Annotated in this window: 1 pseudogene; it reads right to left on the minus strand. The window is 53.9% G+C overall.

Annotated elements, in window-relative coordinates:
- Position 1 precedes the first annotated feature (1 nt).
- Positions 2-219, minus strand: a pseudogene (locus FHC48_RS23370) (IS5/IS1182 family transposase); the annotation flags it as partial.

A 219-nucleotide genomic window follows, 5' to 3' on the forward strand; every position in this document is an offset into this window, starting at 1 on the left:
TTCAGGCAATACGCACGCTTTCAGGCATACCTGCTTTCGTCATTTTGTTCAGCGCTCGTACCAGGGCCATAGCCTCTGCAACCTGACCATCGTAGTCACGCAGTGTCAGTGAACCCCCGAACAGCTGTTTTACCCGGTACATCGCCGTTTCCGCTATCGAGCGACGGTTATAATCTGTTGTCCATTTCCACCGCGCATTACTCCCGGTCAGCCGCTGAT

The organism is Enterobacter sp. EC_50 (genome assembly GCF_019584525.1).
Classification (GTDB): domain Bacteria; phylum Pseudomonadota; class Gammaproteobacteria; order Enterobacterales; family Enterobacteriaceae; genus Enterobacter; species Enterobacter roggenkampii.